General features: G+C 64.6%; 26 protein-coding genes. 12 read left to right on the top strand and 14 right to left on the bottom strand.

Translation table 11 applies throughout. The features are described 5' to 3' along the window. Positions 1-12 precede the first annotated feature (12 nt). The 3 genes from KHP16_RS08010 to KHP16_RS08020 are packed head-to-tail and all read right to left on the bottom strand — an operon-like array spanning position 13 to position 4,012. A complete protein-coding gene (locus KHP16_RS08010) occupies positions 13-1,191 on the bottom strand; it encodes an acetyl-CoA C-acyltransferase (protein WP_109580937.1) in 1,179 nt (392 codons plus the stop codon). Between the two features lie 59 nt (positions 1,192-1,250). Then, complete coding sequence (pncA, locus tag KHP16_RS08015) at positions 1,251-1,892, bottom strand: bifunctional nicotinamidase/pyrazinamidase (RefSeq protein ID WP_211959912.1); 642 nt, start codon at positions 1,890-1,892, stop codon at positions 1,251-1,253. A gap of 38 nt (positions 1,893-1,930) precedes the next feature. Beyond that, positions 1,931-4,012, bottom strand: coding sequence for a 3-hydroxyacyl-CoA dehydrogenase NAD-binding domain-containing protein (locus tag KHP16_RS08020; protein ID WP_211959913.1), 2,082 nt, complete (start codon positions 4,010-4,012; stop codon positions 1,931-1,933). Between the two features lie 451 nt (positions 4,013-4,463). On the opposite strand from KHP16_RS08020, the gene KHP16_RS08025 reads away from it, so the two are divergent. Then, positions 4,464-6,005: an amino acid permease gene (locus KHP16_RS08025; protein ID WP_121490818.1), complete on the top strand. Its 1,542-nt coding sequence runs from the start codon at positions 4,464-4,466 to the stop codon at positions 6,003-6,005. Here KHP16_RS08025 and KHP16_RS08030 read toward each other — a convergent pair. From KHP16_RS08030 to KHP16_RS08050, 5 genes are all read right to left on the bottom strand, one after another. Further along, entirely contained in the window at positions 6,002-6,286 is a 285-nt protein-coding gene (locus tag KHP16_RS08030) for a phosphatidylserine decarboxylase (RefSeq protein ID WP_179593451.1), read from the bottom strand. The genes KHP16_RS08025 and KHP16_RS08030 overlap by 4 nt on opposite strands. Positions 6,287-6,326: 40 nt before the next feature. Further along, on the bottom strand, positions 6,327-7,142 hold the full coding sequence (locus KHP16_RS08035) for an OBAP family protein (RefSeq protein ID WP_211959914.1): 816 nt from the start codon (positions 7,140-7,142) through the stop codon (positions 6,327-6,329). Positions 7,143-7,146: 4 nt separating this feature from the next. Continuing rightward, positions 7,147-7,887, bottom strand: coding sequence for a ferritin-like domain-containing protein (locus tag KHP16_RS08040; RefSeq protein ID WP_115952391.1), 741 nt, complete (start codon positions 7,885-7,887; stop codon positions 7,147-7,149). 37 nt (positions 7,888-7,924) lie between these two features. After that, positions 7,925-9,103, bottom strand: coding sequence for a hypothetical protein (locus tag KHP16_RS08045; RefSeq protein WP_211959915.1), 1,179 nt, complete (start codon positions 9,101-9,103; stop codon positions 7,925-7,927). 282 nt (positions 9,104-9,385) lie between these two features. After that, on the bottom strand, positions 9,386-9,637 hold the full coding sequence (locus tag KHP16_RS08050) for a hypothetical protein (RefSeq protein ID WP_179593449.1): 252 nt from the start codon (positions 9,635-9,637) through the stop codon (positions 9,386-9,388). Between the two features lie 183 nt (positions 9,638-9,820). Between KHP16_RS08050 and KHP16_RS28520 the strand changes: the two genes are divergently transcribed. Further along, entirely contained in the window at positions 9,821-9,952 is a 132-nt protein-coding gene (locus tag KHP16_RS28520) for a hypothetical protein (RefSeq protein WP_279636735.1), read from the top strand. Positions 9,953-10,004: 52 nt separating this feature from the next. Here KHP16_RS28520 and KHP16_RS08055 read toward each other — a convergent pair whose 3' ends face one another. The 6 genes from KHP16_RS08055 to KHP16_RS08080 are packed head-to-tail and all read right to left on the bottom strand — an operon-like array spanning position 10,005 to position 16,696. Beyond that, on the bottom strand, positions 10,005-10,718 hold the full coding sequence (locus KHP16_RS08055) for an ABC transporter ATP-binding protein (protein WP_211959916.1): 714 nt from the start codon (positions 10,716-10,718) through the stop codon (positions 10,005-10,007). Next, on the bottom strand, positions 10,718-11,494 hold the full coding sequence (locus KHP16_RS08060; protein ID WP_211959917.1) for an ABC transporter ATP-binding protein: 777 nt from the start codon (positions 11,492-11,494) through the stop codon (positions 10,718-10,720). The genes KHP16_RS08055 and KHP16_RS08060 overlap by 1 nt, the downstream gene beginning before the upstream one ends. Continuing rightward, positions 11,491-12,774 (bottom strand): branched-chain amino acid ABC transporter permease, encoded by a 1,284-nt coding sequence (locus KHP16_RS08065; protein WP_109580926.1) that lies wholly within the window; start codon positions 12,772-12,774, stop codon positions 11,491-11,493. Before KHP16_RS08065 ends, KHP16_RS08060 begins: the two co-directional genes overlap by 4 nt. 3 nt (positions 12,775-12,777) lie before the next feature. Further along, positions 12,778-13,725, bottom strand: coding sequence for a branched-chain amino acid ABC transporter permease (locus KHP16_RS08070; RefSeq protein WP_115952396.1), 948 nt, complete (start codon positions 13,723-13,725; stop codon positions 12,778-12,780). A gap of 38 nt (positions 13,726-13,763) precedes the next feature. Next, positions 13,764-15,011 (bottom strand): branched-chain amino acid ABC transporter substrate-binding protein, encoded by a 1,248-nt coding sequence (locus KHP16_RS08075; RefSeq protein WP_109580924.1) that lies wholly within the window; start codon positions 15,009-15,011, stop codon positions 13,764-13,766. A 59-nt stretch (positions 15,012-15,070) separates the two neighbouring features. Continuing rightward, positions 15,071-16,696: a 3-(methylthio)propionyl-CoA ligase gene (locus KHP16_RS08080; RefSeq protein ID WP_115952397.1), complete on the bottom strand. Its 1,626-nt coding sequence runs from the start codon at positions 16,694-16,696 to the stop codon at positions 15,071-15,073. Positions 16,697-16,874: 178 nt separating this feature from the next. On the opposite strand from KHP16_RS08080, the gene KHP16_RS08085 reads away from it, so the two are divergent. From KHP16_RS08085 to pqqA, 10 genes are all read left to right on the top strand, one after another. Continuing rightward, the gene (locus KHP16_RS08085; protein ID WP_211959918.1) at positions 16,875-18,458 is read left to right on the top strand and encodes a protein adenylyltransferase SelO; all 1,584 of its coding nucleotides are present in this window, start codon (positions 16,875-16,877) and stop codon (positions 18,456-18,458) included. Between the two features lie 104 nt (positions 18,459-18,562). Beyond that, complete coding sequence (msrB, locus tag KHP16_RS08090; protein WP_109580921.1) at positions 18,563-18,979, top strand: peptide-methionine (R)-S-oxide reductase MsrB; 417 nt, start codon at positions 18,563-18,565, stop codon at positions 18,977-18,979. Continuing rightward, entirely contained in the window at positions 18,976-19,542 is a 567-nt protein-coding gene (locus tag KHP16_RS08095; RefSeq protein WP_109580920.1) for a septation protein A, read from the top strand. The genes msrB and KHP16_RS08095 overlap by 4 nt, the downstream gene beginning before the upstream one ends. Continuing rightward, positions 19,542-19,820, top strand: coding sequence for a BolA family protein (locus KHP16_RS08100; protein ID WP_115952399.1), 279 nt, complete (start codon positions 19,542-19,544; stop codon positions 19,818-19,820). Before KHP16_RS08095 ends, KHP16_RS08100 begins: the two co-directional genes overlap by 1 nt. A gap of 6 nt (positions 19,821-19,826) precedes the next feature. Further along, positions 19,827-20,621, top strand: a complete 795-nt coding sequence (locus KHP16_RS08105; protein ID WP_109580918.1) for a peptidylprolyl isomerase — start codon at positions 19,827-19,829, stop codon at positions 20,619-20,621. 154 nt (positions 20,622-20,775) lie between these two features. After that, positions 20,776-21,099 carry a hypothetical protein gene (locus KHP16_RS08110; protein WP_211959919.1) on the top strand — a complete coding sequence of 108 codons (324 nt, stop codon included), beginning with the start codon at positions 20,776-20,778 and terminating at the stop codon, positions 21,097-21,099. Positions 21,100-21,234: 135 nt separating this feature from the next. Beyond that, a complete protein-coding gene (locus tag KHP16_RS08115; RefSeq protein WP_211959920.1) occupies positions 21,235-22,728 on the top strand; it encodes an NCS1 family nucleobase:cation symporter-1 in 1,494 nt (497 codons plus the stop codon). Between the two features lie 22 nt (positions 22,729-22,750). Next, the gene (locus KHP16_RS08120) at positions 22,751-23,485 is read left to right on the top strand and encodes an aspartate/glutamate racemase family protein (RefSeq protein ID WP_115952401.1); all 735 of its coding nucleotides are present in this window, start codon (positions 22,751-22,753) and stop codon (positions 23,483-23,485) included. 110 nt (positions 23,486-23,595) lie between these two features. Further along, positions 23,596-24,327, top strand: coding sequence for a GntR family transcriptional regulator (locus tag KHP16_RS08125; RefSeq protein WP_109580914.1), 732 nt, complete (start codon positions 23,596-23,598; stop codon positions 24,325-24,327). A gap of 95 nt (positions 24,328-24,422) precedes the next feature. Then, positions 24,423-24,497 carry a pyrroloquinoline quinone precursor peptide PqqA gene (gene pqqA / locus KHP16_RS08130; protein ID WP_109582639.1) on the top strand — a complete coding sequence of 25 codons (75 nt, stop codon included), beginning with the start codon at positions 24,423-24,425 and terminating at the stop codon, positions 24,495-24,497. The last annotated feature ends 71 nt before the right edge of the window (positions 24,498-24,568 follow it).

Here is a 24,568-nt window from a genome sequence, read left to right on the forward strand (position 1 = left end):
GTCCGGCGCGTCTCAGAGCACCTCGAACAGCCCTGCCGCACCCTGCCCGCCGCCGATGCACATCGTGACGACGACATACTTCACGCCACGGCGCTTGCCTTCGATCAGCGCATGGCCAACCAGACGCGCGCCGGACACGCCGTACGGATGGCCCACCGCGATCGCGCCGCCATTCACGTTGAGGCGATCCATCGGAATGCCGAGCTTGTCCGCGCAGTACAGCACCTGCACCGCGAACGCCTCGTTCAGTTCCCACAGGCCGATGTCCTCGACCTTCATCCCGGTCTTCTTCAGCAGCTTGGGCACGGCGAACACCGGGCCGATGCCCATTTCGTCCGGCTCGCACCCGGCCACCGCGAAGCCGCGGAACACGCCCAGCGGCTGCAGGCCGCGCGCGGCCGCCACCTTGCCGTTCATCACGACGGCCGCCGAGGCGCCATCCGAGAACTGCGACGCGTTACCTGCGGTGATCACGCCGCCGGGCGTGGCCGTGCGGATCTTCGACACGCCTTCGAGCGTGGTGTCGGCGCGGATGCCTTCGTCGGCGGAGATCGTGACTTCCTTCGTGAACAGTTGGCCCGTGGCCTTGTCGGCGATGCCGGCCAGCACCGTCATCGGTACGATCTCGTCGTTGAACTTGCCCGCTTCCTGCGCGGCGGCCGCGCGCAGCTGGCTCTGCACGCCATACTCGTCCTGGCGCTCCTTCGAGATGTTGTAGCGCTTTGCCACGTTCTCGGCGGTCTGCAGCATGCTCCAGTAGATCTCGGGCTTGTTCTTGCTCAGCCAGCTTTCCTGGATCATGTGGCGGTTCATTTCCTGCTGCACGCAGGAGATCGATTCCACGCCGCCCGCCACGAAGATGTCCCCTTCGTCGGCGATCACGCGCTGCGCGGCCATGGCGATGGTCTGCAGGCCCGACGAGCAGAAGCGGTTCACGGTCGCGCCGGGCACCGTCACGGGGCAACCCGCGCGCAGCGCGATCTGGCGCGCGATATTGGCGCCGGTCGCGCCTTCGGGATTCGCGCAACCCATCAGCACGTCTTCCACCTCGGCCGGCTCGATCTTCGCCCGCGCGATCGCGTGCTGCACCGCATGGCCGCCCAGCGTGGCGCCATGGGTCATGTTGAACGCGCCCTTCCAGCTCTTGGCCAGCCCGGTGCGGGCCGTGGATACGATGACTGCCTCGTTCATGTCTTGCTCCTCGGAATTTTTGGTATCTCGATGTATGGGAACGTCGGGTGCGGTCCGGGTCAGCGGCGATGCTCGCCGAGCAGGTCCATGGAGGTCATGCGTCTGACGCCAGCGGCCGTCATGTCGCGCCAGGCGTCGGCGAGCGAGCCGTCGAGATCGATCGCGCGGCACGCGTCCTCGATCACCACGACCTCGAAGCCCGCTTCACGCGCATCGAGCGCGCTCCATGCCACGCAGAAATCGGTCGCCAGCCCCACGCAGAACACGCGATGGACGCCATGCTCGCGCAGATAACCGGCCAGCCCCGTTCGCGTGGTGCGGTCCGCTTCCATGAACGCCGAATAGCTGTCGACGTCCGCGTGATGGCCCTTGCGCAGCACCATCCGCGCGTGCGGCACTCGCAGGTCGGCATGCAGCGCGGCGCCATGCGTGCCCTGCACGCAATGGTCCGGCCACATGACCTGGTCGCCGTACGCCAGCCGCGTCATGCCGAACGGCTGCATGCCCGCATGGCTGGACGCGAACGACGCGTGACCCGCCGGATGCCAGTCCTGCGTCAGCACCACATGATCGAACGCGCGCGCGAGCCGGTTGATGACCGGCACGACCTCGTCGCCGTGGGGCACGGCCAGCGCGCCCCCGGGCATGAAGTCATACTGGACGTCGATCGCCAGCAGGCAGTCTTGCGCGTTCCCGTTCATGGTTGGTCCGGCCCTTTCGTTCCCGATGGTGGTGTGTGTCAGCCGTTGAAGCCCTTGCCCTCGGCGGCCAGCTTCGCCAGCAGGCCCGCCGGTTCCCATGCCTCGCCGTGATAGCCGCGCGCGTAACGGCGCATCGCCTGCACGACGTTGAACAGACCGACCTGATCGGCGTACAGCATCGGGCCGCCACGGAACAGCGGGAAGCCGTAGCCCGTCAGGTACACCATGTCGATATCGGAGGCCTTCGACGCAATCCCCTCTTCGAGGATCTTGGCGCCTTCGTTGACCAGCGCGAATACGAGGCGCTCGACGATCTCCTCGTCGGAGATCTTGCGGCGCTCGACGCCTGCCTCCTTCGAGTTCGCGACGATCATGTCGTTCACCTGCTGGTTCGGATACGGCTTGCGGTCGCCCGCCTTGTAGTCGTACCAGCCCGCGCCGGTCTTCTGGCCGAAGCGGCCCAGTTCGCAGAGCTTGTCGGCGGTCTTCGAATACTTGAAGTCGGGGCGCTCCACCGCGCGGCGCTTGCGGATGGCCCAGCCGATATCGTTGCCCGCGAGATCGCCCATGCGGAACGGGCCCATCGCGAAGCCGAACTTCTCGATCGCCTTGTCCACCTGCTCCGGCAACGCGCCTTCATCGAGCAGATATCCGGCCTGGCGGCTGTACTGCTCGATCATGCGGTTGCCGATAAAGCCATCGCACACGCCGGACACGACCGCGGTCTTCTTGATCTTCTTGGCGACCTGCATGACCGTGGCGAGCACGTCCTTGGCCGTCTCCCTGCCACGCACGACCTCCAGCAGCTTCATCACGTTGGCCGGGCTGAAGAAGTGCATGCCGACCACGTCCTGCGGACGCCTGGTGAAGGCGGCGATCTTGTCCACGTCGAGCGTCGAGGTGTTCGAGGCCAGGATCGCGCCGGGCTTCATCACTTCGTCCAGCGTCTTGAACACGGTTTCCTTGACGCCGAGTTCCTCGAACACGGCCTCGATGACGAGGTCCGCATCCTTGATGTCGTCATAGGACAGCGTGGTCGTCAGCAGCGCCATGCGCGCCTCCACCTTCTCGGCGGTGAGCTTGCCCTTCTTCGCGCTGTTCTCGTAGTTCTTGCGGATCGTGGCGACGCCGCGATCGAGCGCTTCCTGCTTCGTCTCGAGCATCGTCACGGGGATGCCCGCGTTCAGGAAGTTCATCGTGATGCCGCCGCCCATCGTGCCGGCGCCGATCACGGCGACCTTCTCGACCTTGCGCACGGGCGTGTCGGACGGCACGTCGGGGATCTTGCTCGCCGCGCGTTCGCCGAAGAAGGCATGACGCAGCGCGCGCGACTCCGGCGTGCCGACCAGGTACATGAACCCTTCGCGCTCGGCCTTGAGGCCCGCTTCGAACGGTTTCAGCGAGGCGGCAACCGCGTCGACGCAGCGGGCCGGTGCCGGGAAGTTTTTGGCCACCGCTTCCACGGTATTCCGCGCGAACTTCAGGAAGCCCTCGGGATTCTCGTGCCTGACCTTGAGGTCGCGGACCTTCGGGTACGGGCCGGGCGCGGCCGCCACGTTCCGGGCGAATTGCACGGCGGCGGGCAGCACGTCGCCTTCGACGATCTCGTCGAACAGTTTCGAGCCTTCAAACTTTTCCGAGAGCACCGGATTGCCCGACACGATCATGTTGAGCGCCTGCTCGAGGCCGATCAGGCGCGGCAGGCGCTGCGTGCCGCCGGCGCCGGGCAGCAGCCCCAGCTTGACTTCGGGCAGCGCGATCTGCGCGCCCTTCGCGGCCACGCGATAATTGCAGCCCAGCGCGAGTTCCAGACCGCCGCCCATCGCCACAGTATGAATCGCGGCGACCACGGGCTTGGTCGACGCTTCCAGCGCGCGGATCACCGAACCCAGCGTCGGTTCCTGCGTGGCCTTCGGCGTATTGAATTCGCGGATATCGGCGCCGCCGGAGAACGCCTTGCCGGCGCCCGTGATCACCACGGCCTTCACGGCGCCATCGTCCAGCGCGCGCGTCAGGCCTTCCACGATGCCGAGGCGCGTGCCGTGGCCCAGGCCGTTGACGGGCGGATTGTCGAGCGTGATGACGGCCACGCCGTCCTGAACCTGATACTGCGCTGTCATGCTGGTTCCTTTGGAATGGGTTGTCTCGGAGGTCTGCGTTGTTCTGCTGTGTTGTTCTATCGTGCAAGCGGGACAAGCATACACAAAATAGCACGGTCGTTCAATTTCCCGCTGAGACCCAGTTGCCGCCATTCGGGGCGTTCGCGGCATCGGCATGCGGGCGCTGCATGACCCGCCATGAACGATGCGCGGGCGGCGTCCATGGTGAGCCCGCGCGGGCGGTGTGCAACTACGGGTCAACCCTGACGGAGCGGTGTCTTTCGCGGCGTCGCCATGCCGCGTCCGTCACTCGCGGCCGCGATATCAAGGAAATTTGACGCCACCGTCTAATCTTTGCGGAGGGGACGCGTTAGACTCGCGGCTTTTCGTTTTTCGGTAGTTCCGTTCGCCCCCACGGCGCCGCCCACAAGGCATTCGCCACGCCGAACGCGTGCGATCACCAGCGACCCTGATGACATCCCCCTACGAAGTCCATCCTTCCGCAAAACCGGACGCCAAACCAAGCGACCACCGGCACCAACACCCCACCGTCGAACACGACGACCTGCAGCGCAAGCTCGGGGCGCGCCACCTCACGATGATCGCCATCGGCGGCGCGGTCGGCACGGGCCTGTTCGTCGCATCGGGCGCGTCGATCGCCCAGTCGGGCCCGGGCGGCGCGCTGCTTGCCTACTGCGTGATCGGCCTCATGGTCTATTGCCTGATGACGAGCCTCGGCGAACTCGCCGTCCATATGCCCGTCGCCGGTTCGTTCGTCACCTATAGCGCGCTATATGTCGAGGAAGGCTTCGGCTTCGCGCTCGGCTGGAATTACTGGTTCAGCCTTGCCGTGACCATCGCGGTGGAACTCACCGCCGCGCAGCTCGTGATGCAGTATTGGTTCCCCGACATACCGGGCGTGGTCTGGAGCGCGGGCTTCCTGTTCCTGATGTTCGTGCTCAACGCGTTCTCGGTGCGCGGCTTCGGCGAGGCCGAGTACTGGTTCGCGCTGATCAAGGTCGTGACCGTCGTGATCTTTCTGATCGTCGGCGTGCTGATGATTGTCGGCATCCTGCGCGGCGGACCGCAGTCAGGGTGGCAGAACTTCACGCTGGGCGATGCGCCGTTCGTCGGCGGTGTGCCGGCGCTGTTCGCGGTGGCGATGATCGCGGGGTTCTCCTTCCAGGGCACCGAAACGGTCGGCGTGGCCGCGGGCGAAGCGGCCGACCCGGCCCGCACCATCCCGCGCGCCATCCGCCAGACGTTCTGGCGCATCCTGTTGTTCTACGTGATCGCGATCCTGATCATCGGCGTGCTGATTCCCTACACCGACCCGAACCTGCTGCGCAACGACGTGACCGACATCGGCGTCAGCCCGTTCGCGCTGGTCTTCCGCCACGCGGGACTGGCGTTCGCCGCGGGCCTGATGAACGCCGTGGTCCTCACCGCCCTGCTGTCCGCGGGCACGTCGAGCATGTACGTCTCCACGCGCATCCTCTACGGCCTCGCCGTCAGCGGCCGCGCGCCCCGCGCGCTGGGCAAACTGACCCGCGCGGGCGTGCCGCTGAACGCGCTGTACGTGACGACGGGCATCGGCGCGCTGTGCTTCTTCAGCTCGCTGTTCGGCGACAAGACCGTCTACCTGTGGCTGCTCAACACGTCGGCGATGACGGGCTTCTTCGCGTGGTTCGGCATCGCCATCAGCCACTACCGCTTCCGCCGGGGCCTGATCGCGCAGGGCTACCAGGTCACCGACCTCGCCTACCGCTCGCCCTTGTATCCCTTCGGCCCGGTGTTCGCCGGCATCCTCTGCATCGTCATCGTCGCCGGCCAGAACTACCAGGCCTTCACCGACCTCCCCAACCGCTGGCAGGAGCTCGTCGCGACGTACATCGGCGTGCCAATGTTCGCGGCGCTATGGCTGGGATACCGTCTGGTGAAGAAAACCCGCCTGATCGCGTACGAGGACATGCCGTTCGACCTGCCGCGGCGGGACGGCGCGAAACGCGACTAGCCTTTCAGCGCCTGACTTTTTGCCCTTGCCAAGGTGTCGCAAGCTTTGACGTCGGAAGCCAGATGGTAGGGCGTCGACTCGCACGCGCTCACTATCACCCGCGCGTCAGACGCATCCGCTACGGGACGCGCGCCGTCACGGAAACGGCGCGTGAAAAAATCGTTCCACGACGTGAAGCCCCCAAACGGCTGACTCGGCTCCCATACGAACTCATGCAGACCGATCTTCTCGTCAGCCATTTTGCAGAACCAGCCATCCTCGCCATGAACCCGGATGGACATGATCCCTGCGCCAGCCTGGAAGAACGTGCATGATGGCCGCTTAAGGGCGGGACGGACTGTGCAGTTTGGTTCGACCTTCGGCAGTCGGGTCGTGAGGCTGGGGGTCGTGAGGTTGGGGGTCGTGAGGTTGGGGGTCGTGAGGTTGGTATACATTGCCGTATTGCCATCCGTCGGCGAGCGGGTCCGGAGACGGCGATGGAATATCTGACCGCGCTTTTCGCTTCGCTTCGCTGTCTACCTTCATGCGATTGTCGCGCTCTGCAACCATCGCATGTCGCGCTTGAGCCTTGCCGGTGAATCCCATCATCAGTTGGGGAACGCCCAAGGGCAATTGCTTGTGGAGATCAGTGTGCCAGGTATGCCAGGTCTTTCCGTACGTCCCCACCAGCTTTTTCATCAGCTCCTTTTCAGCGGCTTCCGGAATTCCCGGTGCCACGAGTTGACCGGATTTGACTTCCGAAACATGGCTGTGCCAAAGCGCCTTCTCTGCAGCATCTAAGGTCGCGAACAGCTTTGCGCTGATGATGTATTCGACGCCCATTAACTTGGCATCGCGCATATTGCCATCGTAGATGACGCACTGGATGGCGTCCTCGTTCACCGTTGAGCAGTAATGATGCGCTTCCATCTGTACATCCTGCTGGCCATTGTAAAAGTGAAACCCATCCAGGTAGGTATTGATCGCGTCGATTGGGCGCTTGGTCTGAAGCGCGGCAGCACCACCCTCGAGCAGGCTCGTCTTTGGAGACGTCGGTTCACCTGGTGCCTGAACATTGGACGGCGTGTCAGCCTGTCGCCCGCAACCATGGAGAATGGACGCCGTCAGGAGGAATACAACAGGGAAGAGAGGTCGCATGACGTCAGGTGGCTTCCAGCAGCACGGCGTCCTGGAGCCACGTCTTCACCATCGTCATGTGCTGCTGCTCCTCGGCGAGGGCGGTCTCGAAACGCGTCGCGAGTTGTTCGTGCCCGGACTTGCGGGCCAGGGTGATAAGCAGTTCCCATCCCGCGTTGTCGACGAGTTCCGCCGTCAACAGCGCGTTGAGGCATTGCGGCACCGTTGTGCGTGGATCGGTAATCGTCTGGATCAGGCCCATCGCCTGCACGCCCACGATGTCCGCGCATGGCGTCATGGCGGTGGGGTCCGCGCCGAGCGACTCGATGGCTTCGCTGATCAGCAGGAAGTGCGCCGCTTCCTCGTCGCGAATGCGTTGCAGCCCTTCCAGCATGCCAGATACGGGCGTGATTGCCGCCGAGCACTTGACCAGCATCGCGTCGTACAGCCGCGTGCCACCCCGTTCGAAGGCCGCGCGTTCGCCGAGCTTGTCGATGAGGACCTCGGGCCGCGTGCCCTTGACCTTGTCCAGCGTCGTCGACACCAGGCCCTTGATCGTCCCCGGCGGCGGGATGGAGCCGACGCGCTGCGATTCCAGCGCGGCGGTGGTGCGGATCTGCACGTCCGTGAGGTTCGTCGGCGACGGTGCGTCGGGGGACGGACTGTCGGTCCCACGCTCCCGCGCGTAGGCCAGCATGTCGGGGGCCGACAACGGCGCCATCTGCGCTCCCGTACGGTTCATGCCGAGTTTCGTTTCGGATTCCATGTCCTGTTTCCTGTCGAAGTATGGTGACGTAGCGCGATCAGAAGCTTCGCTGCGGCGGCCGTGCGAGCTCGGTGCCCGGCGTCCAGACATAGCCCGCCGACACGGCATGCGTGGGCGAGCCTTCACTGTTCAGCGTATTGCGGTACTCCAGCGATGCTGCCGTCTCTGCCTCGGGGCCGACGTACTGCGTGCCGCTGGAGCGCAAATGGAGCTCCGCCTCAAGCGTCTTGCGTACGAACTCGCGCTGGCTCGAGAAGTCCACGGGCTTTGGCAGCTCGCCGGCCAGTAGCTCGGCTGGGTCGCGCCGCTCGTGCTGCTTGAGTAGCTCGCAAGCGAGGTTGAGGTGGCCGAGCTCGTAGTCGAGAAACCGTTCCCAGATGGCCCTGATGCGGGGGTTGGTTTCCTGCTGCACGCAGCTGTAGTAGTTGTAGGCTTCCATCGCTTCATGGATGACCCATTTTTCCAGTGGCGATTCGGCCGGATCCATCAGGCAGCCATACTGCGTCACGTGCTGTTCCTCGATCGAGGCGATCTCCGCGTAGAGCTGGCGCGCGAGCACATCGGCGAACAGCGGGCCGATATTCATGTAGTAGTCGTGCGTCTGGTACTCGGCGGCCGTGATCATGGCCGCGTGGATCTTCGTGATGAGCGCCGCGCTCTGGCGGTCGTAGTTCTCGCGGATGTCGTCATCGGGATGGCGGTGCTCGACCCATGTCGAACGGCCCGGCACGATATCGGTATAGCCCTGCGTGATGTTGTTCGCGTCCTTCCCCTCCAGCCTGTCCAGCAGGGCGCTGTAGCGGTAGAGGTGATCAAAGTCTTCGAGCAGCCCGAAGCGGTAGGTCTGGGCCTGATAGGGATCGGGCTCGGTCTGCGCCACCGCGGCCGTGACTTCGATGGCCACCTGCTCGTAGGCGATCGTCGTCTCGATGGGCGAGTGGTCCGCGCCGATCAGCCAGTTGATCATGGTGGCCTGATGGTGCTCGACGCGACGGACGCGGGCCAGCGGAACGCGCAGATCGCCGTGGAAGCGCGACATGATGTGCTTGAGGCGCAGTGCATCGAGCTCGATGCCGTTCATCAGGATGATGCGCACGCGCGTAAAGGCGTCGTCGTCGAGCTTGCTGATGGGTTGAGGCGCCAGCTCTTTCCACGTGAAGCGCTGCCTGTCGAGCGGGCAGCCCTTCGCGTCCAATAGATTGGTCAATGTTTCCATGGAGACTCCGGGGTTCGTTGTCGGGACACGCTCGAGACGCGGACGCAACGGTTGTGCCCGGCGTACCGCGCCATGGCGAGGGCCTTATCGCACCACAAAGCACGCGCCGGCCTGGGCGCCTTTGATCGCGTTTGCAACCCGCGTGAGTATCCGATGCAAAGCTGACGCGCCGCCCGACGCGTCTTCATACATGAAAAAACCCGCGAAACCGCGGGTCAGAAGACAGACACGCGCAGGCCAACGTTCGACCACCAGCCATTCGCGCACCTATCGCTCCAGAAACTATTCGGAAGGCTTATCGTGGTCCAGCAGCTTGTCCACCAACGCTTTGCCTGCATCGAGCCCGGCAGCCTGTGCGCCGCCGATGCTTTCGTACATGTCGCGATGGTCCGACCGGAATGTCTGCATGGGCGTGGGCGCGCCCTCGGTTTGGCGACGGTACTCGCCGGTGTATCGGTATTTGATGGCAGAACCGGCGCCGACGGCCACCGCGTGGGCGGTGATGACATGGTCGCGATAGGTCGTGGACTTCATGGATATGCGTCTCCCTGGGCTGCGCGCATACCCGGACCATGCACCGTCCATGCCATGCGCTGGCATATCCGTTGCGACCGCCAAAGATCGCACAAGCTGTCCGCGTTCAATTGCTTGGTTTCCGGACAGTTTCTTCGAGATATCGTTGCGTCGATACTGAAGCTAACAAATCGGAGACGCCGCATGGAACCGCCGGTAAGAAAAAAACCTGGCCCGCCGCAGGGCCGCGTGCCGAAGATGCTCGGCCATCCGCTGTTCTTGTCGGGGCTCGCGCTCATATTGATCGCGACGATCCTGGCTGGGATGTTTGCGTAATCGGGTCAGGGTCGCGCGCAAGGTTACGATTCCGCAACCGGGACCCAATGTATCAAACCTCCAGCCACTCCTTGCGCACGACGGCGTTGCGCTTAAGCTCCCCCGGCGTACCCTCGAACACGATCTGTCCGTGCCCCATCACGTAGACGCGCTGAGAAATATCGAGCGCGATGGCCAGCTTTTGCTCGATCAGCAGGACCGAGATGCCGCGATCGCGCAAGGTGCGGAGGGATTCGGCGACCTGGGTGACGATGAGGGGCGCGAGGCCTTCGGTGGGTTCGTCGATCAGGATCAGGTCGGGGTCGCCCATCAGCGTGCGGCATAGCGTGAGCATCTGCTGTTCGCCGCCCGACAGCACGCCCGCCGCTGTGTGTTCCCGTTCGCGCAGGCGCGGGAACATCTCGTACATGTCGTTGAGGGTCCAGCGCGGTTTGGGCTGGTGGGGGTTGCGTTTCTCGCCCAGTTGCAGGTTCTGACGCACCGTCAGCGTGGGAAAGATGTCGCGGTTCTCCGGGACGTAGCCAATGCCGAGGTGAGCGATCTCGAACGTGCGGCGGCCGAGGATGTCCTTGCCACGCAGTTTCACCGTCCCTTCCGCGCGCACCATGCCGAGAACCGCCTTGGCGAGCGTCGAGCGGCCGACGCCGTTGCGTCCCAGCAGCGCGACGATCTCGCCTTCGCCGATGTGCAGGTCCACGCCATGCAGGATATGGCTCTTGCCGTAGTACGCATGCAGTCTGGCTACCTCGAGCATCGGCCCCGCCATCACGCCACCTCCGCGTGTTCGTCCAGCGTGGTGCCGAGATACGCCTCCCGGACCCTGGGATTCGCGCGAATCGCCTCGGGCGTGTCGCTGGCGATGACTTCGCCATAGACCAGCACCGAGATCCTGTCCGCCAGCCCGAACACCACGCTCATGTCGTGCTCGACCATGATCAGCGTCTTGCCGACGGTGACCTTGCGGATCAGTTCCACCGCGTGATCGGACTCCGACCGGCTCATCCCCGCCGTCGGTTCGTCCAGCAGGATCACCTCCGCGCCACCCGCGATCGTGATGCCGATCTCGAGCGCGCGTTGTTCGGCATAGGTCAGCAACCCCGCCTGCGTATGCCGCCGATGCGTCATGCCGATGAGTTCCAGCACCTCCTCCGCCCGCAGCCGCGCATCGTGCAGCGCCGACAACCGGTGCCAGAATGAATAGCGATACCCAAGCGCCCACAGCACCGCGCACCGCAGGTTCTCGAACACCGACAGCCGATGGAAGATATTGGTGATCTGGAAGCTCCGCGACAGCCCCATGCGGTTGATCTCGAACGGCCGCTTGCCGCCGATCTCCTGACCATTGAGCTTCACCGAACCCGAACTCGGCGCGAAACGTCCCGACATCAGATTGAATGTCGTCGATTTGCCGGCACCGTTCGGTCCGATCATCGCGTGCCGTTCGCCGCGCGGCACCGATAACGTCACGCCGCGAATGATCTCTGTCTGTCCGAACCGCTTGCGCACGTCCGTCAGCGCCAACGCCGGTACGCCTGCCGTCATGCGACACCTCCGGTTTCGAACTGGATGCGTTCGAGCGTCGCCCGCACCCGCGCGGCCGCGTGCCGCCACGCCAAGGCGCCGATCGCCCACAACGCCGCCGCCACGATCCATGGCACCGGCGTCCCGGCATCGAACGGAATGCCGAACAACGACATCGCCGTGCCGCTGGCACTGTCCACCTGCACCTTGTAGATCATCTCGACCGTGAGGATCGCCGCCGCCAGCAGCACCCCGCCCGCGACGGCGCCCTGCCCATACGACGGCAGCATCTGCCGGAACCGTCCGGCCGCGATCAGCGGAAGTTGCCGCAGCAGCAGGCTCGCGATGCCGCCCGGCACGAACATCACCATCAGCACAAAGAAGAGCCCGAGATACAGCAGCCATGCCTTGGTCAGGTCCGACAACGCCACGGCAAACAGGATAAAGACGATCGCCCCGATCACGGGTCCGAAGAACACGCCCGCGCCGCCGATGAACGTCGCCAGCAGGACGCCGCCCGATCGCACCGCGCTGACGTTCTCGGCCGAGACGATCTCGAAGTTGATCGCCGATAACGCCCCGGCAATCCCCGCGAAGAACGCGGAGAGGATCAGCACGAGATACCGCACGCGCTGCGTGTTGTAGCCGATGAATTCCACCCGCTCGGGGTTGTCCCGCACCGCATTCGCAATGCGCCCGAGCGGCGTCTGCGTCCACGCGTACATCGCGACCATCGAGATCAGGCACCATGCCGCGATCAGGTAATACACCTGCCGCCCGGGCCCGAACGTGATGCCGAGAAACGGATCGCCCACCACGCGGTTGGTCGAGATGCCGCCCTCGCCGCCGAAAAATTCCGGAAACATCAGCGAACTGGCGAACACCATCTCGCCGATGCCCAGCGTGATCATGGCGAACGTCGTGCCCGACCGCCGCGTGGTCACATAGCCGAACAGCACGCCGAAGAACGCGCCGGCCAATCCCCCTACAAGCGGCAGCATCGATACGGGAAACCATACCTTGCCCGCGCCGATCATATTGAGCACATGCACCGCGATAAATGCGCCAAGGCCCGAATACACCGCATGCCCGAACGACAGCATGCCGGTCTGCCCGAGCAGCATGTTGTACGAGAGCGCGAAGATGATCATCACGCCCATCTGCGACAGCAGCGTCACCGCGAAGCCGCCCGGGAACAGCAGCGGCAGCACGAGCATCACCAGCGCGGTGAGCCCCCAGATGAGCCAGCGCGCCAGGTTCAGCGGACGGTAATGGAGTGTGGTGCCCGTCATGGATGCCATCCTTCAACCCTCCCGCGTGCCCATGAGCCCGCGCGGACGCACGATAAGCATGACCACCAGCAGCAAATACGGCAGCACCGGCGCCACCTGCGCGACCGTGAGCTTCCACAGCGAACTCAGCGGCGTGGCATCGGTGACGGTCAGCCCGATTCCCGCCACCACGCTCGCCACGGACGCGTCGATCGTCACGGCGAACGTCTGCAGCACGCCGATCAGTATCGAGGCGATGAACGCGCCCACCAGCGACCCCATGCCGCCCACCACGGCGACGACGAAGACGATGGACCCCACCGCCGCCGCCATCGACGGCTCGGTGACGAACGCGTTGCCGCCGATCACGCCGGCCAGACCGGCAAGCGCCGCGCCACCGCCGAAGACCAGCATGAACACGCGCGGCACGTTATGCCCGAGGGCCTCGACCATCTCCGGATGCGTGAGCGCGGCCTGGATGACCAGACCGATCCGCGTGCGGGTCAGCACGAGGTAGATGCCCAGCAGCATCGCGAGCGACACGAGCATCATGAACGCGCGATATTTCGGGAAGGACGAGGTGAACACCGTGAACAACGGCCCATCGAGTTCCGCCGGCACGCGGTACGGCACCGCGGCCAGCCCCCAGACGAGCTTCACGCCTTCCTCGATCAGATACGCAAGCCCGAACGTGAACAGCAGCTCGGCCACATGCCCATACTTGTGCACGGTGCGCAGGCCGAACCGCTCGACGAGCGCCCCCGCGCCCGCGACGACCAGCGGCGCCACGATCAGCGCGGGCCAGAAGCCGATGGTCTGGGAGATCGAATAGGCCAGATACGCGCCCAGCATGTAGAAGCTGGCGTGCGCGAAATTGAGCACGCCCATCATGCTGAAGATCAGCGTGAGCCCCGACGACAGCATGAACAGCAGCAGCCCGTAGCTGATGCCGTTCAGCAGCGAGATGATGAAGAATTCCACGGCGCGTGTTCCGGAGTATCAGGCAGTAATAGCCAGTATCAGCCGGGCCGCTTCATCTGGCACGAGGTCGGCTGCGCGGCCACGTACTGGTCGAGCACCGCATTCGTCTTCCAGCCGTAGCCCGTGTTCTCCTGGTCGTACCTGACGTCCTTGCCGTTGACCTTGGTCCACGTGGCCACCACGAGCGGCTGCTGGGCCTGATGGTCGCTCGCGCGCATCTCGACTGTGCCGTTCATGCTGTCCACCTTGAGCCCGCCGAGCGTCTTGGCCACCTTGACCGGATCGGTCGAGCCCGAGTCCTTGAACGCCTTGGCCAGCATCGCGATGCCGGTGTAGGACGCCACCACGTAGAAGTCGTCGTTGTACTTCTTCTTGAACCCGTCGATCACGTCCGCGCCGCGGAAGCCCTCGTTGTTCGCGTTGTAGTAGCCGACGTAGCGCACGCGCTCGGCCCCCGCGGCGCCCATCGCGGTGGGTACGCCCGTGGTCGTCGCGTAGTACGTATAAAAATTGGTCGTGAGGTTCGCGTCCTTGGCGGCCTTGACCAGCAGCGCGAGGTCGCTGCCCCAGTTGCCCGTGATCACGGTATCGGCACCGGACGCCTTGATCTTCGCCGCGTACGGCGCGAAATCCTTGACCTGCGCAAGCGGGTGCAGGTCTTCGCCGACGATCTGGATATCGGGACGCTTGCGCTTGAGGTACTCCTTGGCGGCGCGCGTCACCTGATGGCCGAACGAATAGTTCTGGTTGATCAGGTACACCTTCTTGACCGCGGGATCCTTGGCCAGATACGTGGTCAGCGCCTCCATCTTCATGTCGGAGTTCGCATCGAGCCGGAAATGCCAGTAGCTGCATTTGCTGTTGGTCATGTCCGGATCCACGGCGGCGTAGTTCAGGTAGACGATCTCCTTGCCGGGATTGCGCTCGTTGTGCTTGGCCACCGCGTCTTCGAGCGCGAGGCCCACCGACGAGCCGTTGCCCTGCACGATATAGCGGATGTTCTGGTCGGCCACCTGCTTGAGGATGGTCAGGCTTTCCTGCGGCGACAGCTTGTTGTCGAAGCCGACGACTTCGAACTTGTGCGGACCCGCCCACCCCTTCTGGTTGGCCACTTCCGCCACGTATTGCCAGCTCTTGAGCTGGTTCTGACCCACGGGGGCCATCAGGCCCGAGAGCGGATCGATGAACGCGATCTTGACGGTATCGGCGAATGCCGGGAAAGCCAGCGAGGAACCGAATGCCGCCACTACCGCCGTGGCTGCCGCCAACGGACGCATCTTGGTCATGCCTGTCTCCTTCACGCTCTTTTTTATGGGCGCCGTCCGCCCGTCCCACGCCAATGGCGTCAGGCGGTCGGCAGCTTGTAGTCCGCGAATTGCTCGCGCAGCCTGAGCTTTTGCATCTTGCCCGTCGCGGTCAGCGGGATTTCAGTGACGAACGCCACATCGTCGGGAATCCACCATTTGGCCACCTTGCCCTCGAAAAACTGCAGCAGCGATTCGCGCGAGACATCCATGCCCGCGCGCTTCACCACCACGAGCAGCGGCCGCTCGTCCCATTTGGGATGCCGCACCGAAATGCACGCGGCCATATGCACCGCGGGATGCGCGGCGGCTACATTCTCGATGTCGATAGAGGAAATCCATTCGCCGCCGGACTTGATCACATCCTTGCTGCGATCGGTGATCTGCATATAGCCATCGGGGTCGATCGTCGCCACGTCGCCCGTCGGGAACCAGCCGTCCTCATGCGCGGGTGCCTCCGCGCGGAAGTAGCGGTCGATGACCCATGGCCCGCGCACGAGCAGGTCGCCGAACGCCTTGCCGTCCCACGGCAGTTCCCTGCCGTCGCCGTCGACGATCTTCATGTCGACACCGTAGATCACGCGCCCCTGCGTCTCCAGTATCTTGTGCTGCGCGTCGTCGGACAGGTCCGCATGGCGCGCGAGCAGCTTGCACACGGTGCCCAGCGGCGACATCTCGGTCATGCCCCAGGCGTGGATCACTTCGACGCCAAGCGCCTCCAGCGCGCGGATCATCGCGGGTGGCGCGGCCGAGCCGCCGATCACGGTGCGACGGAACGTGGAGAACTTCAGGTCGTTCGCCTGCACATGCTGCAACAGGCCAAGCCACACCGTGGGCACGCCCGCGGAAAACGTGACGCCCTCGCGCTCGAACAGGTCGTACAGCGAGGCGCCGTCGAGCTTCGGGCCCGGCAGCACGAGCTTGGCGCCGACCAGCGGCACGGCGTACGGCAGGCCCCACGCGTTGACGTGGAACATCGGCACGACGGGCAGGATCACGTCGCGGGCCGAGCAGCCGAGCGCATCGGGCAACGCCGCCGCGTAGGCGTGCAGCACCGTCGATCGATGCGAATACAGCGCGCCCTTCGGGTTACCCGTGGTGCCGGACGTGTAGCAGAGGCTCGAGGCCTGGTTCTCGTCGAGTTCGGGCCAGGTGTAGCCGCCATCCCGCGCATCGAGCAGATCCTCGTAGCACAGCAGCGGCACCTTCGGGTCCGCGGGCATGTTCGCGCGATCCGCCAGCAGGATCCATCCCTTGACCTTCGGGCAATGCGCGGCCACGCCCTCGACGAGCGGCAGGAACGTGGCATCGAAGCACACGTACTGGTCCTCGGCGTGATTGATGATGTAGGCGATCTGCTCCGCGAACAGGCGCGGATTGATCATGTGGCAGACGGCGCCCATGCCGGACACGCCGTAATACAGCTCGAGGTGACGGTAGCCGTTCCACGCCAGCGTGCCGACGCGCTCGCCCTGCTGAACGCCGAGCGCGCTCAGCGCCTGCGCCAGCTTGCGCGCGCGGAGTTCGCAGTCGCGATAGGTATAGCGGTGGAGATCGCCCTCGGTCCGTCTTGAAACGATTTCAGTGGCGCCGTAGTAGCGCGCGGCGTGCTTGATGATCGAAGAAATGAGCAACGGTGCGCCCATCATTTGACCCATCAATGCCATATGGTCGTCTCCATGGTCTCCAGCATTTTTCTGGCTCGGCCTCGAAAACGAACAATCGTGCTAATTTTGGGCCGAGTCTCGCAAAACCGGTGCACGTACAATACTGGTTGTCATATGCCGTCTCAACATGTCGTTTTCCCTAGCACGAGACCGCATCGCCAACGGACGCCCCCTCCTCATGCCCTCAGACAGAGATACCCCCAGCGATCCCCGCGCCGCCGCATTGCCACGCATCCCGTTCGCGGTGCCGTTCACCACGGCGCCGGGCTTCGCGGCGCTCGGCGAGCGGTTCTTCACGCGGCTGCCGCCGACCCCGCTGCCTTCGCCCTACCTCGTGAGCGTGGCGCCGGCGGCCGCGGCCCTGCTCGGTTGGGAGGGCGATGCCATCGGCGCGGCGGCGCATGAACAGCCCTTCATAGACACGTTCGGCGGCTGCGCGGTGCCCGACTGGGCGGACCCGCTCGCCACCGTGTATTCGGGGCATCAGTTCGGCGTCTGGGCGGGCCAGCTCGGCGATGGCCGCGCGATCCGCCTCGCGGAAGCGCTGACGCCGAACGGCCCGTGGGAGATCCAGCTCAAGGGCGGCGGCCTGACGCCCTACTCGCGCATGGCCGATGGCCGCGCGGTGCTGCGCTCGTCGATCCGCGAATATCTGTGCTCGGAAGCGATGGCCGCCCTCGGCGTGCCCACCACGCGCGCGCTGTCGATCGTCGGTTCCGACGCGCCCGTGCGGCGGGAAACGATGGAGACCGCGGCGGTGGTCACGCGCATCGCGCCGAGCTTCATCCGCTTCGGGCATTTCGAACACTTTGCCGCGCGCGAGGATCACGACGCGCTGCGCCGCCTCGCGGACTTCGTGATCGATCGCTTCTATCCCGAATGCCGCGATGCCGGCGGCAATCCGTATCACGCGCTGCTGCGCGAGGTCTCGCTGCGCACGGCCGACCTGATGGCGCATTGGCAGGCCGTCGGCTTCTGTCACGGCGTGATGAATACCGACAACATGTCGATTCTCGGCCTGACCATCGACTACGGTCCGTTCGGCTTCCTCGATGCGTTCAACGCGAACCATATCTGCAACCACTCCGATCAGCAGGGCCGCTATGCGTACAGCCAGCAGCCGCAGATCGGCTTCTGGAACCTGCATTGCCTGGCGCAGGCGCTGCTGCCGTTGTGGCGCGAGGCGGCCGGCGACAGCGAGGACGAACGGAGCGCGGCCAACGATGCGGCGGCCGAGTTCGCGCGCGAGGCGCTCGACCCGTACCGCGACCGCTACGCCTCGGCGTTTTTCAGGCACTATCGCGCCAAGCTCGGCTTGCGGTCGGCGGACGATGGCGACGAGGCGCTGCTGACCGGGCTGTTCCGCCTGCTCCATGCCCAGCGCGTGGACTACACCTTGTTCTGGCGCAACCTCGCCCGCATATCGGCGAAGGATGCCGCCGCGGACGCGCCGGTGCGGGACCTGTTCCTCGATCGCGCGGCCTGGGATGCCTGGGGCGCCGAGTACCGCGCGCGGCTGCAGAAGGAGCAGTCGGACGATGTGGCGCGGGCTGTGGCCATGAACGCGGTGAACCCGAAGTACGTGCTGCGCAACCATCTGGCGGAAACCGCCATCCGCGCCGCGCGTGACAAGGACTTCAGCGAAGTGAACCGTCTGCTCGCCGTGCTGTCCCATCCGTTCGACGAACAGCCGGAGGCGGAGCACTATGCCGCGCTCCCGCCCGACTGGGCGTCCGGGCTGGAAGTCAGCTGCTCGTCATGATGCAAGGCGGCAACATGCAAGGCGGCAACATGTAAGGTAAAAACCTTGGGCACGACCAACGATCGTGCACCGGCTTTCGTGCACGACCTGAAAGGGAAACCAGAATGACCACCAAGAAAACCGACGCCGAGTGGCGCGAGCAACTCTCCGACATCGAATACCGCGTGGCGCGCGAATCGGCCACCGAGCGCCCGTTCACGGGCCGCTACTGGGACCACTGGGACCAGGGCATCTATCACTGCGTCGGCTGCGGCACCCCGCTGTTCGAGTCGGGCACGAAATTCGACGCGGGCTGCGGCTGGCCGAGCTATTTCAAACCCATCAACGGCGAGGTCATCGAGGAACATACCGACCACAGCCACGGCATGACGCGGGTGGAGGTGCGGTGCAAGGAATGCGGCAGCCATCTGGGTCACGTATTCGAGGATGGCCCCGCCCCGACCGGCCTGCGCTATTGCATCAACTCGGCTGCGCTAAAATTCGACGATCGCGATCCGGCCGACCGGCCTCCTGAAGCATGAAATTTCTCTTCGACCTGTTTCCGGTCATCCTCTTCTTCGTTGCCTTCAAGCTGTTCGGCATCTATCCGGCGACCGGCGTGGCGATTGCCGCGACGGTCGCGCAGATCGCGTGGGTGCGCTTCCGGCACGGCAAGGTGGAGCCGATGCAGTGGATCAGCCTGCTGATCATCGTCGTGTTCGGCGGCGCCACGATCCTGCTGCACAACGAGACGTTCATCAAGTGGAAGCCGACCGTGCTGTACTGGCTGTTTGCGGTCACGCTCGTGGCGTCGGTCGTCGGCTGGCGCAAGAACCTCGTGCGCGCCATGATGGAAAAGCAGGTCACGCTGCCGGACCCGGTGTGGGGCCGCCTGAACCTCGCCTGGGCCGGTTTCTTCGCGGCGATGGGCGTGCTCAACCTGTACGTGGCCTATTCGTTCGATACCGACACGTGGGTGAACTTCAAGCTGTTCGGCAGCATGGGGCTGATGGTCGTGTTCATCGTCGGACAGAGCATCTGGCTGTCGCGCCATATGCACGACGCCCCGGCCGGTGACGGCGCGGCGGAAAAGAGGATCGACTGATGGCCGCCGATCCCGCCCACATCGACGCGCTGCTGCGCGAGGCGCTCGCGCCCACACACCTGACCGTCCGGGACGACAGCGCGGCCCATGCCGGCCATGCCGGCGCGGCCTCCGGCGGCGGTCACTACGACGTGACGATTGTCAGCGATCAATTCGCCGGCAAGACGCGCGTGACCCGTCACCGCATGGTGTATGATGCGCTGCGCAGCTTGTTCCCCGCCCAGATTCACGCTCTGGCGGTCAGTGCATACACCGACGAAGAATATCAATCCCGCTAGATTTCCATGAAGATCACCGTCCTTTCGTTCAGCCTGGCCGCTGTGCTCGCGGCTGGCTGCCTGCCCGCTTTTGCCCAGAATGCCGCCGTCGTGAATGGCAAGCCCATCCCTTCGGCCAAGCTGGACAAGCTGATCGCCGGTACCGGCCAGCCCGCGAGCCCCGAGCTGCGGGACCGCGCCCGCACGATGCTGATCGACCGCGAACTGCTGCTGCAGGAAGCCAACAAGCGTGGCATCACTCAGCGCGACGATGTGCAGGAACAGCTGGAACAGGCGCGTCTGAACGTGCTGGCCGGCGCGGTGTTCGAGGACTACGTCAAGACCCACGGCGCCAATGACGACGAACTGCGCAAGCAGTACGACAAGATCAAGGCGCAGTTCGGCAACGGCAAGGAATACCATGCCCGCCACATCCTCGTGGAGAAGGAAGCCGACGCCAAGGCGATCATCGCCAAGATCAAGGGCGGCGCCAAGTTCGAGGACATGGCCAAGGCCTCGTCGAAGGACACCGGCTCCGCGGCCAATGGCGGCGATCTGGACTGGGCCAACAGCGGTAGCTACGTGCCCGAGTTCTCGGCGGCCATGACGGGTCTGAAGAAGGGCCAGATGACCGACACGCCGGTGAAGACGCAATTCGGCTGGCACATCATCGAACTGGTCGATGTGCGGGACCAGAAGATTCCGTCGTTCGAGGAAGTGAAGCCGCAGCTGCAGCAAATGCTGATGGGCGACCAGGCATGGCAGCGCGAGCAGTTCCAGGCCATGATGAAATCGCTGAAGGACAAGGCGAAGATTCAGTAAGGCCGATGCGCCCCGGCGCAATGCGAAAACAAGGCACCTTCGGGTGCCTTTTTTATTTTGCGCGCCATGAGGGGTAGCGCACATAGCGCGGTGACGAATGCCGCGCTGCAACGGTAAGATCGTCTCGCACCTTAGACGACCGGGATCTGACAAGATGGCGGCGGCAAGCGACTACTGGCACATGTGGCATCTCTACTCGCGCGGCGTGATCTACTGCGCGCTGGGCATGCCCAACGTCGAATGCACCGGCATGCGCTGGCGCGATCTGCAATCGTACCTGCCCGTCCGAGACCGCTACGCGCAGACCAAAATGCTGCAGACCACCATCGCCTTCATGGAGATCCGGGGCGAGATCAAGGTGCCTGTCGAGTCCGATCGCATGCGTCTGCTGTACTCGAAGTTCCTGCCGTGGAGCGCACAGTTCCAGGTGTCGGCATCCCCCTCATACGCACCCGCCGCTGTCGCCGAGACGGTCTGACATTCCCCCGCCCCCTCATTGCCGCTCAGGGATTGCCCTGATGCGGCTGCCTTGTTGTTGACAATCCAAATCCCGTGACCTACAACTTCGTTCACACATAAGAACAATTTTGTAGACAATTTTGGAGACAACACCATGCAAGCGACCGCGCCAACGAGCGTCGAGCCCCTCGCCGGGCAGCATCCCGAGAGCCATGCGCTGATCAAGCCGGGTTACGACGAGCGGCTCACCAACGAGGATCTGGCGCCGCTGCGCAAGCAGACCTGGGGCACCTACAACATCTTCGCGTTCTGGATGTCGGACGTGCATAGCGTCGGTGGCTACATCACCGCGGGCAGTCTTTTCGCGCTGGGCCTGTCGAGCTGGCAGGTGCTCGTGTCGCTGCTGGTCGGCATCCTGATCGTGCAGTTCTTCTGCAACCTCGTGGCCAAGCCGAGCCAGGTCACGGGTGTGCCCTACCCCGTCATCTGCCGCGCGTCGTTCGGCGTGCTCGGCGCCAATATCCCCGCCATCATCCGCGGCCTGATCGCCGTGGCGTGGTACGGCATCCAGACCTATCTCGCCTCCAGCGCGTTCCTTATTCTCGCGCTGCATTTCATGCCGTCGCTGGCGCCGTATGCCGATGTGAAGCAGCACGGCTTCGCGGGCCTCTCGACGCTGGGCTGGTGCGCGTTCATGACGCTGTGGGTGCTGCAGGCGCTGGTGTTCTGGACGGGCATGGAGACCATCCGCAAGTTCATCGACTGGGCCGGCCCCGCCCTGTACGTCGTGATGATCGCGCTCGCCATCTGGCTGGTGTCCAAGGCGGGATGGGAAAACGTCAACTTCACGCTGAGCTTCCTCAAGTATCAGGGCTGGGATGCGGTGCCCGTGATGCTTTCCGCGATCGCGCTCGTGGTCTCGTACTTCTCCGGCCCGATGCTGAACTTCGGCGACTTCTCGCGCTATGCAAAGGATTTCCGCTCCGTGCGCCGCGGCAACTTCTGGGGCCTGCCGATCAACTTCCTCGGGTTCTCGCTGCTGACCGTGATCACGACCTCGGCCACGCTGCCCGTCTTCGGCAAGCTGATTACCGACCCGGTGGAAACCGTGAGCCATATCGACAGCACGTTCGCGATGCTGCTCGGCGCGTTCACGTTCATGACGGCCACCATCGGCATCAATATCGTCGCCAACTTCGTGTCGCCGGCCTTCGACTTCTCGAACGTCTCCCCCAAACACATCAGCTGGCGCACGGGCGGCATGATCGCCGCGGTGGCCTCGATCTTCATCACGCCGTGGAACCTGTACAACCACCCGACGATGATCCACTACACGCTGGACGTGCTCGGTGCCTTTATCGGGCCGCTGTTCGGCATCCTCATCGCCGACTACTACCTCGTCCGCCGGCAGCATGTAAAGGTGGACGACCTGTACACGCTGCGCCCCACGGGCACGTACTGGTACAGCAAGGGCTACAACCCGGCCGCCGTGGCCACGATGATTCCCGCCGCGATCATCCCGATTCTCTGCGTGATCGTGCCGGCCTGGCAGGGTCTCGCCAACTACAGCTGGTTCGTCGGCATGGGTATTGCACTGGTGCTGTACCGCGCGCTCGCGCCGCGCATGATGCGTGCCCACCTCGCCTGATTCTCTCCTCCGTGAACACACCATGAAGCTCAAGATCATCAACCCCAACACCACGCAGAGCATGACCGACAAGATCGGCGAGTGCGCCCGCGCGGTGGCGGGCGCCGACACCCGCATCGTGGCCGTAAGCCCGCGTATGGGCCCCGCCTCGATCGAAAGCCATTATGACGAGGCGCTCAGTGTGCCGGGCCTGCTCGAGGAGATCCGGCTGGGGGAGCAGGACCATGTCGATGGCTACGTCATCGCGTGCTTCGGGGACCCTGGCCTCTACGCGGCGCGCGAACTGGCGCGCGGTCCGGTGATCGGCATCGCCGAGGCCGCGATGCACGCGGCCAGCATGCTCGGCACCGGCTTCAGCGTAGTGACCACGCTCGCGCGTACCTGCAACATGGCGTGGCACCTCGCGGAGCGCTATGGCATGGAACGCTTCTGCCGCAACGTGCGCGCGAGCGACCTGCCCGTGCTCGACCTCGAGAAACCGGGTTCGGACGCGCGCCGCATCATCACCGACGAGTGCCGTCGCGCGCTGGCGGAGGATCGCAGCGACTGCATCGTGCTCGGTTGCGCGGGCATGACGGATCTGTGCGAGGAGATCGGTGATGCGCTCGGCGTGCCCGTGATCGACGGCGTCGCGAGCGCTGTCAAGATGGCGGAGGCGCTGGTGTCGCTGCGGCTGGCGACGAGCAAGCGCGGGGATTTCGCGCGGCCGCTGCCCAAGGCGTATTCGGGACTGCTGTCCGATTACGCACTGAAATGAGGCAGCGGATGCCTCGGGCGTAGTCACGGAGGAACATAGTTGTGTACGATACGCGGGTAAATTGTCCCCATTCCGGTGCCCGCACCGGGCCTATCGCCCCCCTCCTCCTCATGGCAACCACAGAAAGGGCAACCACAGAACGCCCCCCCGCGGACAGCGCCGCGGATGCTGAGCAGTCGATCAACGAGTCGATCTATCGCGACCTCCACACCGCGATCATGGAGCACCGGCTGCTCGCCGGCACCAAGCTCGTCGAGGAACGCTTATGCGAGGTCACGGGCGCCAGCCGCGCGCGCATCCGGCAAGTCTTCGCCCGGCTCGCCCATGAGAAGCTCGTCACGCTGATCCCGAACCGCGGCGCATTCATCTCCAGCCCGACCATCGAGGAAGCGCGGCAGGTGTTCCAGGCGCGGCGCATGGTGGAGCGAGAACTGGCCGCGCTGCTGGCCGCGGAGGCCAAACCCGCGCAGATTCGCGCGATGCGGCGCCATATCGCCGAGGAAGACGCGGCCCGCGCGCGCGGCGATCGCGCGGCGGTTATCCGCCTGTCCGGCGGGTTTCATATCGTGCTGGCCGAACTGGCCGGCAATGCAATTCTGGAAAAACTCGTGCGGGAAATGGTGTCCCTGACCTGCCTGATCATCACGCTTTACGATCGGCCGGGCGCGCCCGCCTGCCCGGAGCACGAGCACCGCGACCTGGTCGATGCCATCGAAGCGCGCGACACGGCCCGCGCGGAGGCGCTCATGGCCGATCACCTCCGCCATATCGAGGGCTCGCTGGACCTCAGCGTGCGAGAGACCGGGTCACCCGACTTCCACAGCATCTTTCATCGGGAATGACAGGCCACGCATTGTTGCAACGCAACAATGCAACTGCCCGCGGCGTGTTCTATGCTTAACGTTCCTGCTATCTCTTTTACAGAAGGAGTTGAAGGATGACCTGGACCACCCCTGCTTATACCGATCTGCGTTTCGGCTTCGAAATCACGATGTATATCGCCAACCGCTGATGCCGATGCGCCCTTGGGCCATCGCCATCGGTCTGGCATGAGCCCGCCTTTTCGGCGGGCTTTTTGTTGGG

The organism is Cupriavidus plantarum (assembly GCF_905397285.1).
Lineage (GTDB): Bacteria > Pseudomonadota > Gammaproteobacteria > Burkholderiales > Burkholderiaceae > Cupriavidus > Cupriavidus plantarum.

What these genes read in the sequence shown, in the direction of transcription:
- KHP16_RS08095 (WP_109580920.1), top strand. Translation starts at nt 18,976, where the DNA reads ATGAAATTTCTCTTCGACCTGTTTCCGGTCATCCTCTTCTTCGTTGCC.
- KHP16_RS08010 (WP_109580937.1), bottom strand. Translation starts at nt 1,191, where the DNA reads ATGAACGAGGCAGTCATCGTATCCACGGCCCGCACCGGGCTGGCCAAG.
- KHP16_RS08125 (WP_109580914.1), top strand. Translation starts at nt 23,596, where the DNA reads ATGGCAACCACAGAAAGGGCAACCACAGAACGCCCCCCCGCGGACAGC.
- KHP16_RS08110 (WP_211959919.1), top strand. Translation starts at nt 20,776, where the DNA reads ATGGCGGCGGCAAGCGACTACTGGCACATGTGGCATCTCTACTCGCGC.
- KHP16_RS08045 (WP_211959915.1), bottom strand. Translation starts at nt 9,103, where the DNA reads ATGGAAACATTGACCAATCTATTGGACGCGAAGGGCTGCCCGCTCGAC.
- msrB (WP_109580921.1), top strand. Translation starts at nt 18,563, where the DNA reads ATGACCACCAAGAAAACCGACGCCGAGTGGCGCGAGCAACTCTCCGAC.
- KHP16_RS28520 (WP_279636735.1), top strand. Translation starts at nt 9,821, where the DNA reads ATGGAACCGCCGGTAAGAAAAAAACCTGGCCCGCCGCAGGGCCGCGTG.
- KHP16_RS08035 (WP_211959914.1), bottom strand. Translation starts at nt 7,142, where the DNA reads ATGCGACCTCTCTTCCCTGTTGTATTCCTCCTGACGGCGTCCATTCTC.
- KHP16_RS08120 (WP_115952401.1), top strand. Translation starts at nt 22,751, where the DNA reads ATGAAGCTCAAGATCATCAACCCCAACACCACGCAGAGCATGACCGAC.
- KHP16_RS08085 (WP_211959918.1), top strand. Translation starts at nt 16,875, where the DNA reads ATGCCCTCAGACAGAGATACCCCCAGCGATCCCCGCGCCGCCGCATTG.
- KHP16_RS08065 (WP_109580926.1), bottom strand. Translation starts at nt 12,774, where the DNA reads ATGGCATCCATGACGGGCACCACACTCCATTACCGTCCGCTGAACCTG.
- KHP16_RS08020 (WP_211959913.1), bottom strand. Translation starts at nt 4,012, where the DNA reads ATGACAGCGCAGTATCAGGTTCAGGACGGCGTGGCCGTCATCACGCTC.
- KHP16_RS08060 (WP_211959917.1), bottom strand. Translation starts at nt 11,494, where the DNA reads ATGACGGCAGGCGTACCGGCGTTGGCGCTGACGGACGTGCGCAAGCGG.
- KHP16_RS08055 (WP_211959916.1), bottom strand. Translation starts at nt 10,718, where the DNA reads ATGGCGGGGCCGATGCTCGAGGTAGCCAGACTGCATGCGTACTACGGC.
- pncA (WP_211959912.1), bottom strand. Translation starts at nt 1,892, where the DNA reads ATGAACGGGAACGCGCAAGACTGCCTGCTGGCGATCGACGTCCAGTAT.
- KHP16_RS08115 (WP_211959920.1), top strand. Translation starts at nt 21,235, where the DNA reads ATGCAAGCGACCGCGCCAACGAGCGTCGAGCCCCTCGCCGGGCAGCAT.
- KHP16_RS08100 (WP_115952399.1), top strand. Translation starts at nt 19,542, where the DNA reads ATGGCCGCCGATCCCGCCCACATCGACGCGCTGCTGCGCGAGGCGCTC.
- KHP16_RS08025 (WP_121490818.1), top strand. Translation starts at nt 4,464, where the DNA reads ATGACATCCCCCTACGAAGTCCATCCTTCCGCAAAACCGGACGCCAAA.
- KHP16_RS08030 (WP_179593451.1), bottom strand. Translation starts at nt 6,286, where the DNA reads ATGTCCATCCGGGTTCATGGCGAGGATGGCTGGTTCTGCAAAATGGCT.
- KHP16_RS08105 (WP_109580918.1), top strand. Translation starts at nt 19,827, where the DNA reads ATGAAGATCACCGTCCTTTCGTTCAGCCTGGCCGCTGTGCTCGCGGCT.
- KHP16_RS08080 (WP_115952397.1), bottom strand. Translation starts at nt 16,696, where the DNA reads ATGGCATTGATGGGTCAAATGATGGGCGCACCGTTGCTCATTTCTTCG.
- KHP16_RS08040 (WP_115952391.1), bottom strand. Translation starts at nt 7,887, where the DNA reads ATGGAATCCGAAACGAAACTCGGCATGAACCGTACGGGAGCGCAGATG.
- KHP16_RS08050 (WP_179593449.1), bottom strand. Translation starts at nt 9,637, where the DNA reads ATGAAGTCCACGACCTATCGCGACCATGTCATCACCGCCCACGCGGTG.
- KHP16_RS08075 (WP_109580924.1), bottom strand. Translation starts at nt 15,011, where the DNA reads ATGACCAAGATGCGTCCGTTGGCGGCAGCCACGGCGGTAGTGGCGGCA.